The following is an 8719-nucleotide window of genomic DNA, read 5'->3' as shown; positions in this document are numbered from 1 at the left end:
ACAGGTCATCCTTCAGAAAAAGCCGTTTGAGTCGGTCAATTATTAAATTTATAATTAATAGGATTTTCAGTGTAATAAATCAGAGCAAAAAAGCGATAATGCATATTCTCTTTGTGGATGAATCCGGAACACCGCCTCCTCACAATAAAGCGTCAGAAACGCACTTTTTTATTCTTGGCGGCATTGTCATTCTAGATTCTATTTGGAAAAAATTAGCTGAATCTCTTTCTGCAATCAAGCGTCAATGTAAGATTAACGGTGAAATTAAATGGCGCTATTTTGCACCTGAAAAGCCTGGTGCAAAACCTCATAGCCTAAGTCATTTGTCTATTGAGCAAAAAGAGGCGCTTAGAAATTGGCTGTATTCAGTTATAACTGCACATAAATCGATTCGGCTCATTTGCGTTGTGGTGAACGTTAAAAAGGCTTATGAACTCACCTATGTCAATAATGCTAATGACTTATATTCATTAGCTTATAAACAATTGACTGAACGATTTCAATACTATGTGCAAGATTTAGAGAGAACAGTTGGACAGCGAATCTACGGAATTATTGTGTGCGACCACAGAGCGCCAAGGGATGATATGCGTCTTCGAGAACTGCATAACAGACTCATGACAAACGAGTATAAAGGCGTAACCAATTACAAAAACATTATTGAAGGCTTATTCATTGCGCCTTCACATTTAAGTGTAGGAATCCAATTTGCTGATATGGTAGCAGGCGCAGTATTTCGTGCGTACAACAATAAGGATACGAAATTTTTTAACCGCATCCGTGATTCATTTAGAACATCAGAAAAAGGACTTATAGACGGATATGGAATAGTTAAAATTCCACTTGGAGATTGGTGAGAAGGAAGACGCCGTGTCAGGGGAAATCCCCTAATCCTGCTAGTATCGACGCAGTCACGACGTAAATCTATTCTATAGCTTCATAGAAGAAAGTCAATAGGTTTTCTTCCCTATAAAAAGAGAAAAAACAATGAGCATTGTTCTGAGCCAAGCCGATCTGGACTACTCCGGCATGAAGAAGATCGGGCGCGTGACGATTAGCGAAAGGCCAGATCGAGTTTGGATACAGGTGGACGGGTTTGAATTCGATGATCTTCCCACGTGCCGCATGCAAGGCGCTCGCGTGATTGCATGGGCGCGCGATCTGCTCTCGGCGCAGCTTGAGGCGCACCGGGTTGCGCCTGGGGGCAATATCGGGAGCTGTATCGGGCTTCTTCAAGAGGAATTAGAGGAAGAAATGAAGGGCAAAGCGGAGGATTAAACTCAGACGGTGCGTTCTATTTCCAAAGCCGGGCCATTTTGGAAATAGCCGTGCTTTTCATTTCCACCTGTGGAAACAAAACATTGTCTTTTGCATCTGTTGAATCTCTGGAAGTGGACCTGTCTCTTGATCACAAATCAGAAAGAGATAATCTGCAAAGATTTGAGGGGCGAGATGTTTAGAAGGGAAGCGGGAGATTGGGCGCACCAAACATTTGGGGAATGCAATCTAGGCGATGAGCGCCGCACCAAACGATTGGTGGAGGTAGGGAAACGTCTAGCGAACCAGATAGGATGTTCATTGCCGAAATGTTGCGAAGGAGACAAAGCGGCCTTATTAGGCAGCTATCGATTACTGCGCAACGACGCGGTCAACCCCGAGGCGATCAGGGCAGGAGGGTTTGTAGCGACTGCTTGTCAGGCTCAAGAACATGCTGTGTTGCTTGCTGTAGAAGATACGACGATCCTCACTTATGAGCATGCGGTTGCATCCCAGCTGGGCACGACGAGCAACAACCCCAACGCTAAACGTAGAGGCGATCAGGTGCACTCTGTGCTGCTGCTGGATGCCCTGAGCGAACAGACGGTGGGACTGATTGAGCAGAGCCATTGGTGCCGTGAGGTAGAGAGTTATGGGAAAAAACATCAACGTAAGAAGCGTGCCTATCAAGATAAGGAAAGCTACAAATGGGAACAGGCATCCGTTCAGGTCGAAGCCCGTTTAGGCGCCAAAATGGCCCACACGATTTCGGTGTGTGATCGCGAAGCGGACGTATACGAATATTTAAGTTACAAACTGAGGCATAGCCAGCGTTTCGTGGTACGCGCCAAGGCAGATCGGCGGCTATGGGAAAGTCAGGCAAGCCTGTTTGAGACACTGAAGAAGCAAAGCACCGGGGCATGCTGTTATACGGTTCAGGTTACACAGCGGGGTGGCCGACCGGCCCGCACAGCCAAACTATCGTTGCGAGGGGCAACGTTGACCCTTAGGCCACCCTCGGGCAGTCGAGCAGAAATCGCTCCCCTGTGTGTGAAGGCCGTGCTAGCTGAGGAGATAGAAGCGCCCGCCAACGTAGAGCCGTTACGCTGGGTGCTGTTGACGACCGAAGCAGTGGCTAGCCCCGAGCAAGCGCTGGCAGTCGTGCGCTACTACGAATGCCGCTGGCGCATTGAGGACTATCACAAAGCGTGGAAAAGCGGGGTCGGGGTGGAACGGCAGCGCTTCCAAAGCCCAGACAATCTGGCCCGCATGATAGCGCTCACGGCGTTTCTTGCTGTACGGTTGTTGCAGCTGCGTGAAAGCCAATGTCAGCCGGCGCAGCCCTGTGACACGGTGCTGAATGAAGACGAATGGCAAGTCCTGTGGACATCAACTGAGCACGATAGACGGCCAACTTCCCCTCCTACTCTCGGCTGGGCTTATTTGGCGTTGGCCAAGCTGGGCGGTTTTACAGACACTAAACGCACCGGGCGTCCCGGATGGGACACCCTTTGGCATGGATGGTTTCGTTTGCAAGAGCGTGTCAAGGGCTATCAAATCAGCCAATTTTCTTTCACTGATTTGTGATCAAGAGACAGGGAAGTGGACAGGGGCGCAGCCACGCCACTTCGCTCAATATAATGAACCGTATGGAGCGAATACAGTTGATCAACTCTCAGCGGATGAAGTGGTGTTGCACCGATTACGGCACAACGCCGTATGAACTCGCGTCTAAACTTAACATCCCATTAGCGACGATGGAGCGTGTACTCAGAGGGGAAGACGGCTTGACTTTTCTTCAGCTCAGCAAGATCGCAAGTTTCTTTGGCCGAGGCGTGCTTTTCTTTCTGGAGCCAGGGCCAGTCGACGCAACCCAGGTCCATACCCCCGCTTTCCGTACCTTGGCAAATCAAAAACCTGAACTCACGGGCAAGCTGAAGCGGCTGATCGAGCGTGTTGAGAGACAGCGCGAAATATATCTAAGTCTTCGCGAAGAGTTGGACAACGCGGATTTACCTCGATTTAAAGCGCCAGAGCTGCCGCGCGATCACCCTTCCAAAGCAGCCCGCATTGCGCGCCAATGGCTGGGGCTTGCGCAGAACAATACATTTGATAGTTATAGGGCAGCGGTAGAAGCGCGCGGTGTACTGGTATTCCGTAGCAATGGATACAACAGCAAATGGCAGATTGCCAAAAAGAGCCTGATTCTGGGCTTCAGCCTGTACGACCATGATTGCCCCGTCATCGTGGTCAGAAAGCAGGATTCGGAATCCCAGCAATCCTTCACCCTCATGCAAGAGCTGGGGCACGTGCTGTTACATCAGAGCAGCGCAATTGACGATGAGCGCGATATGCAGTCTCATCGAGGTCACGAAAGAGATGCAAATGCATTCGCTGGGCATTTGCTTGTGCCTGAAACGTTTCTCGTCCAAGTGAAAGATGGAGCGCGTCCACGGCAGATCTCCGAGTTCGATGAGTGGTTAAAGGCGCTTCGGAAAACATGGGGGGTGAGCACCGAAGTCATATTGCGGCGATTGCTTGATGCGGGCCGGTTACCCCAGGCGCAATATGCCGCTTACAGGGAATGGCGATCTACCCAGCCTGTTCCTGAACAAGAGGGAGGCAGCCGGAAGTACCGCCACAGAGAACCCTCGCACATTTTCGGCAACACATTTGTGCGCACCGTATTGGATGCGCTTCATGGCCAATATATCACCCTGGCAAAAGCGAGCCATTATCTGGATGGCCTGAAGATGAGCGACCTGCATCAACTGGAACGCTACTATGCGGGTGTTTGATGCCTCTTCCATGATTCATGCTTGGGATCATTATCCCATCGATCAATTTCCTGGATAATGGACATGGGGAGCGGCCGAGATTCAGGAGGGTTGAGCATGCTGTTCAGCAACGGATGATTTCGTTGAAGCACTGGATCACGGACGTGGAATATCTATATCCGTGAGTGTCTGGAGACTGTGCATTTGTCAGATAATATATGTATCATTATAAATATAAATAATCATCTGGAGCACCAATACATGCCTAAGCGCGTGATCCTGACGGAAAAACCCGATGTAGCCAAACATGTGGCTGAATTCTTTGGCATTGAGCAAAAACTCAAGGGCGCTTATCGGCTGAAGAATGGTGATTGGGTGACCTACAACGTTGGACATCTGCTGGATTTAGGCACGCCAGAAGATTACATGAGCGAAGCGCAAAAGGCCGCGCGCGGCTTTGCGCAGCTTCCGATTCTGCCTAAACCCTTCCGTCATTTCCCGGATCCGGAAAAGCTGGAACAACTCAAGACGGTCGTCAAACTGCTCAAGGAGGCGGACATCATCGTCAATGCCGGCGATATTGATCGGGAAGGGCAATGGATCGCGGATGAGGTCATCGCGTATGCTGGAATCGATCCAGCGGGCGCGACCAAACCGGTCGAACGCGTGTTGATTCGCGCCAATAACGACGCCTCATTGCGGACGGCATTCGATCCGTCGAATCGGCGTAAGAATGGAGAAGCGGAATTCGTCCATCGCCGCACGGCGGGCCAGGCACGATCCGAAGCAGATTGGCTGGTTGGCATGAACGGATCGAGAGGGGTGCGCAGCCGGATTGCAGCGCGTCTGGACACTACACTCTCGGTTGGCCGTGTGCAAACGCCCACGCTTGGACTGGTCGTCCAGCGTGAATTGGACATTCAGAATTTCAAATCGCTCACCTATTATGTGCCCGAGGTAGTGTTGCTGAACGGCCGCGTGCTGACGTGGTCCTCCCATGTAGAAGGCGCGTCGATGCAGGGGATAGACGCTGAAGGGCGCATCATCGATCTGCGTGTCGCTGAAGCGATTGTTGCGCGGATCAACGCAGGTCAGATTGGCCAAGTCACTGCATTTACCGCAATCGAACGCGAACAGGCGCCGCCGTTGCCGTTTAATCTGGCGAAACTGCAGTCGGAGATGTCGGCGCGCTGTGCGATGTCGGCGAAAGAAACCTCCGCTGCTACGCAATCCTTGTATCAGACGCGCAAGATGGTCAGCTATGTCGGCACGGATTGCCAATATTTGCCGTCCTCCATGCATACGGAGGCGTCTCAAGTACTGAAGGGTCTTTCCGCGTCCTATCTGAAGCTCGCCAGCGGCGCGAATCCGAAGATCCGCTATGCATGCTGGAATGATGCCAAAGTCTCAGCGCACCACGCCATCATTCCAACGGGTGAGCAGGCGCAGGGCTTAAGCAACTATGAACGTAAGGTATTTGATGCAATTGCCCGTCGTTACATGGCGCAGTTCTATCCGAAGCACGTCTTTCTCGACAGCAGGCTGGAAGCGCAGTACGGTGAGGATCTCTTCAAGTCAAGCTGGAAGACGACGCAGGTGCTTGGGTGGAAAGCTGTAGATGCGCCGGTTGATGAAGATCATTCGGAAGCAGCGGACATGGAAAATAAAATGGCGATGCGAATGCGGCACCCTTAATGGGTCGTCTTCTCTGGCTCGAACCGTTTATGGCTGCTCCAGCAGCGTTTCAATGATGTCACCGTGTGCCTATTCGACATTATCATTTCGAGCCTTGAAAGGCCGTTGATATGCCCACGCATCGCTCGCGCCATTCGCCTTTCAATTGCTTTGAAATGATCGTGACTTCGGGCAGATCACGGACAGCCTGCACAGCATGGACGAGGATGTTTTTCTCTCTCGCGGTGAGCGTGTTCAAATCGCCATCGCCAAAATAGACCAGCGCCTTCAAGCTCTCGCTGGGTTGAAAGTTCGGGCCAAAGATGCGTCGAGCAGCGGCAAGCCCATGCGAAAGACTGACTCCGGCACTGACCATCGCAGCAACATCGCGGTAGTCCTTGGCTTCAGCGCGCTGGAGAATCACTTTCACCTTGGTGGCCATGAGGTCATCGAAGGAGGCAACTTGCAATACCCAGTCATCGGTGAAGTCCGGTTCACCGACTCGGCCAAAGTCAAGCGCGCCAAAGAACGAGACCTTCACCTGCTGGCGCTCAGAATCGCCGTAGGGCGCCAGGAGACTCCAGGTGTTGCCCTTGTCTTGCAGCAGCGCCGATTGCTCCACAAACGGAAAAGCGGCTCTGATCGCATCGCGATCAAGCGGTCTTTCAGAGAAGAAATCGAAATCAACAGAAGCTCGATGCCCCAGCCGCAGGGCGACGGCGGTTCCACCGTACAGGACAAAGCCAAGGTCAGCAGCGGGGCGAAGCGCCGGCCACAGCCGTTGCTGCGCAGGCGGCAATATATCCATGCGTGGTTTGAAGACACCGCTCACGCAAACCTCCGCACAGGCAAGGCCGGAACGCGATCCACGCTGGCCAGGCCGAGGCGGTAATGCCAGTAAGCCCAGGAGCGCTCATTGAACTGCCCGGCTTCCGCGTGTTTCAAGACCTCGCGCAGCGCGTCATCACCGACTTGAACAGCGAGCGTCTGAACATCGGCGTAGTCGCCCATATTCATCACCTGGGCAATGACCCGCTCAGGCATGGCGACAGCCTCATCTGGCGTTTTCCACCAGACGTACTTGCTGGCAAAAGGCTTCAAGGCTTCCGGATTCACAGGAATCATGCGATCCTCCGCTCAACGCACTTTTACGATTTTCAACAAATTCATTATACGCCTCAGCGCCTTAGCATCTACTGAAAGCAAGACGACTTTACGATCTTGCGCTAGAAAAGTATTGGAAAAAGCAGTTTCTGATTTGGAAGCGCGGGGTTTCGAGCCGGTCTATGATTGTATTGAAACGAAGGAATCATTGTGAAACCATCCGAAGCGCTGAATGCCTATCGAGCCGAAATTCGACGCATCGTGGAATCGAACCATGCGTGTAACGCTCGCGTGTTTGGTTCAGTGATCGATGGCGATGACACTGAGCACAGCGATCTCGACCTGCTCGTTGACCCGACGCCGGATACGAGCCTGATGGATATCGCCAGGATTCAAAACAGCGGCGCCCGTTTGAAAATCGCGCAAATTCATAAATTATTGATTCTGTCCTTGAATAGTCAGCGTACAATACCGAACGGTAAGTGGAAACTAGAAAATGCCTCAAGTGGGAGTGAAATTTATGTCCGCTGACAAGATCAGTCACTATATGATGAGTGCTATGTTTCTCTCGCGCGCCAATGCGGCAGTAAGAAAGGCTGTGGATCGTCTAAAAGCAAAAGGCATTGAGCCTGCTTATGTCATCCGTTGTCCAGAAGATGCGGCGCAAGAGGTATCCGGGCAAGTGCTCAAGGTGAGCGTCAGTCAGTCGAGCATCAAGCCCAAACCACTCAAAGTTGCATGACGCGGTTTGCCAACGAAAAAGGCATACCGGCAGTCATTATTTTCGCCGGGCCAAACGGCTCAGGAAAATCCACGATCACTGAAGCGATTGTTAATATACCGGGGCAATTTTCCGGAGAGTATATCAACGCGGATGACATCGCGCGTCTGCTACAAGACCCTATTTCTGATGATCACAGGCGAAACATAAAAGCTGCGCAAATAGCGCAAGAGCGGCGTTTGCAAGCTTTACATGAAGGCCGTGATTTCGCATTCGAAACGGTCATGTCCACACCGGAGAAGGTTGCGCTGATTATCCAGGCGAGAGTGCTGGGCTACCGCGCGTTATCGTTCTTTGTCACCACTGAAGCCCGATATTAACGTTCAGCGTGTAGCAGGACGTGTTGCTGATGGCGGTCACGCCGTCGAACCTGATGTTATTCGTCGGCGTTATGAGGCATCTATGGCACTGCTCCCGGCTGCGTTTGAACATACGGACCAGGTAATCATACTCGACAATTCTGAAGGGCCAAGCAATTTGCGTAAAAAGTTGATGATGAGGTGGAATTCCCAGTCGAAGACGGGGCGCTACCTTGGGTATCTGAAAAGCTGATTGGGCCGTACATGCGACGTTTGGCATCGAAACGACTGCTATTTGGAGCGACAAGCGGTACACGCACTATACGTATTGCAGAAGCAGTGCATGGCAGGGATTACACAGGTAGAGTGCTGAGAGTGACGGACTATCACGTATTGCAAGATCTCGGCGATGATTGCGTGCTTCATGACCGCCAATTGGCGGCCACTGTGCGGTGCCAGCCAAACGAAATACAGACAGTCAGTTATCGCTATCAATACGGCAAGATTGTGCCAGTTGATTCACCTACACCGACGCCAAAACGTCATCCAGCGCCGAAATAAAACTTATACGACCACCTCCATCTCCGGATGCAGACGTGAATGAGCGCGCATAATATGAGAATAATCCGCTCGAAATGACGTGGCGGTCAGCGGCTTATCGTGAAACGGCGTCATCACCGGATGGGTAAGCAGATGAAGATGCGCGAACGCATCCTGTTGTAGCAAATGAGGAATGAAATCCGGACGACGCGCGATAAAGTCCGCGGGGCGTCTCCAGTCATAACACGCTTCGGCCTGTGCGCCTTCGTCTTCAACGATCCACGCTT

At 51.7% G+C, this 8719-nt stretch carries 12 protein-coding genes; 9 read left to right on the top strand and 3 right to left on the bottom strand.

Annotated features, from left to right (window positions below; translation table 11 throughout):
* The 5 genes from CAGGBEG34_RS07485 to CAGGBEG34_RS07465 form a co-directional block, all read left to right on the top strand.
* Positions 1–857, top strand: an 857-nt coding sequence (locus CAGGBEG34_RS07485) for a DUF3800 domain-containing protein (protein WP_203224861.1), incomplete at its 5' end; no start/stop codon positions are given.
* Between the two features lie 130 nt (positions 858–987).
* Entirely contained in the window at positions 988–1278 is a 291-nt protein-coding gene (locus CAGGBEG34_RS07480) for a hypothetical protein (RefSeq protein ID WP_006683110.1), read from the top strand.
* Positions 1279–1347: 69 nt separating this feature from the next.
* Positions 1348–2844 (top strand): IS4 family transposase, encoded by a 1497-nt coding sequence (locus CAGGBEG34_RS07475; protein WP_203224860.1) that lies wholly within the window; start codon positions 1348–1350, stop codon positions 2842–2844.
* A 95-nt stretch (positions 2845–2939) separates the two neighbouring features.
* Complete coding sequence (locus tag CAGGBEG34_RS07470) at positions 2940–4055, top strand: ImmA/IrrE family metallo-endopeptidase (RefSeq protein ID WP_238985019.1); 1116 nt, start codon at positions 2940–2942, stop codon at positions 4053–4055.
* A gap of 252 nt (positions 4056–4307) precedes the next feature.
* Positions 4308–5729 (top strand): DNA topoisomerase, encoded by a 1422-nt coding sequence (locus CAGGBEG34_RS07465; protein WP_203224859.1) that lies wholly within the window; start codon positions 4308–4310, stop codon positions 5727–5729.
* Between the two features lie 82 nt (positions 5730–5811).
* On the opposite strand, the gene CAGGBEG34_RS07460 is transcribed toward CAGGBEG34_RS07465, so the two are convergent.
* The gene (locus tag CAGGBEG34_RS07460; protein WP_006683106.1) at positions 5812–6516 is read right to left on the bottom strand and encodes a nucleotidyl transferase AbiEii/AbiGii toxin family protein; all 705 of its coding nucleotides are present in this window, start codon (positions 6514–6516) and stop codon (positions 5812–5814) included.
* 20 nt (positions 6517–6536) lie between these two features.
* Positions 6537–6833 carry a hypothetical protein gene (locus CAGGBEG34_RS07455; protein WP_006683105.1) on the bottom strand — a complete coding sequence of 99 codons (297 nt, stop codon included), beginning with the start codon at positions 6831–6833 and terminating at the stop codon, positions 6537–6539.
* A 189-nt stretch (positions 6834–7022) separates the two neighbouring features.
* On the opposite strand from CAGGBEG34_RS07455, the gene CAGGBEG34_RS11395 reads away from it, so the two are divergent.
* The 4 genes from CAGGBEG34_RS11395 to CAGGBEG34_RS12220 all read left to right on the top strand — a co-directional run bounded on the left by CAGGBEG34_RS11395 (position 7023) and on the right by CAGGBEG34_RS12220 (position 8453).
* On the top strand, positions 7023–7343 hold the full coding sequence (locus CAGGBEG34_RS11395) for a nucleotidyltransferase family protein (RefSeq protein WP_006683104.1): 321 nt from the start codon (positions 7023–7025) through the stop codon (positions 7341–7343).
* Complete coding sequence (locus tag CAGGBEG34_RS07440; protein ID WP_006683103.1) at positions 7333–7554, top strand: hypothetical protein; 222 nt, start codon at positions 7333–7335, stop codon at positions 7552–7554. The genes CAGGBEG34_RS11395 and CAGGBEG34_RS07440 overlap by 11 nt, the downstream gene beginning before the upstream one ends.
* Complete coding sequence (locus tag CAGGBEG34_RS07435; protein WP_006683102.1) at positions 7551–7913, top strand: zeta toxin family protein; 363 nt, start codon at positions 7551–7553, stop codon at positions 7911–7913. The genes CAGGBEG34_RS07440 and CAGGBEG34_RS07435 overlap by 4 nt, the downstream gene beginning before the upstream one ends.
* Positions 7914–8156: 243 nt before the next feature.
* Entirely contained in the window at positions 8157–8453 is a 297-nt protein-coding gene (locus CAGGBEG34_RS12220; protein WP_006683101.1) for a KfrB domain-containing protein, read from the top strand.
* A gap of 3 nt (positions 8454–8456) precedes the next feature.
* Here CAGGBEG34_RS12220 and CAGGBEG34_RS07425 read toward each other — a convergent pair.
* Positions 8457–8719 (bottom strand): hypothetical protein (locus CAGGBEG34_RS07425; protein ID WP_042688345.1); only part of this gene is annotated, 263 nt, incomplete at its 5' end.

Origin of the sequence: Candidatus Glomeribacter gigasporarum BEG34 (assembly GCF_000227585.1) — a bacterium.
GTDB classification, from domain to species: domain Bacteria; phylum Pseudomonadota; class Gammaproteobacteria; order Burkholderiales; family Burkholderiaceae; genus Glomeribacter; species Glomeribacter gigasporarum_B.
The sequence above is the reverse complement of the archived record's forward strand: the minus strand, read 5'-3'. Positions and strand labels throughout refer to the sequence as shown.

Bases quoted from the DNA above. Each gene is read 5' to 3' on its own strand.
- CAGGBEG34_RS07480 (WP_006683110.1), top strand. From the start codon at position 988: ATGAGCATTGTTCTGAGCCAAGCCGATCTGGACTACTCCGGCATGAAG.
- CAGGBEG34_RS07470 (WP_238985019.1), top strand. From the start codon at position 2,940: ATGAAGTGGTGTTGCACCGATTACGGCACAACGCCGTATGAACTCGCG.
- CAGGBEG34_RS07440 (WP_006683103.1), top strand. From the start codon at position 7,333: ATGTCCGCTGACAAGATCAGTCACTATATGATGAGTGCTATGTTTCTC.
- CAGGBEG34_RS07435 (WP_006683102.1), top strand. From the start codon at position 7,551: ATGACGCGGTTTGCCAACGAAAAAGGCATACCGGCAGTCATTATTTTC.
- CAGGBEG34_RS07455 (WP_006683105.1), bottom strand. From the start codon at position 6,833: ATGATTCCTGTGAATCCGGAAGCCTTGAAGCCTTTTGCCAGCAAGTAC.
- CAGGBEG34_RS12220 (WP_006683101.1), top strand. From the start codon at position 8,157: ATGCGACGTTTGGCATCGAAACGACTGCTATTTGGAGCGACAAGCGGT.
- CAGGBEG34_RS07460 (WP_006683106.1), bottom strand. From the start codon at position 6,516: ATGGATATATTGCCGCCTGCGCAGCAACGGCTGTGGCCGGCGCTTCGC.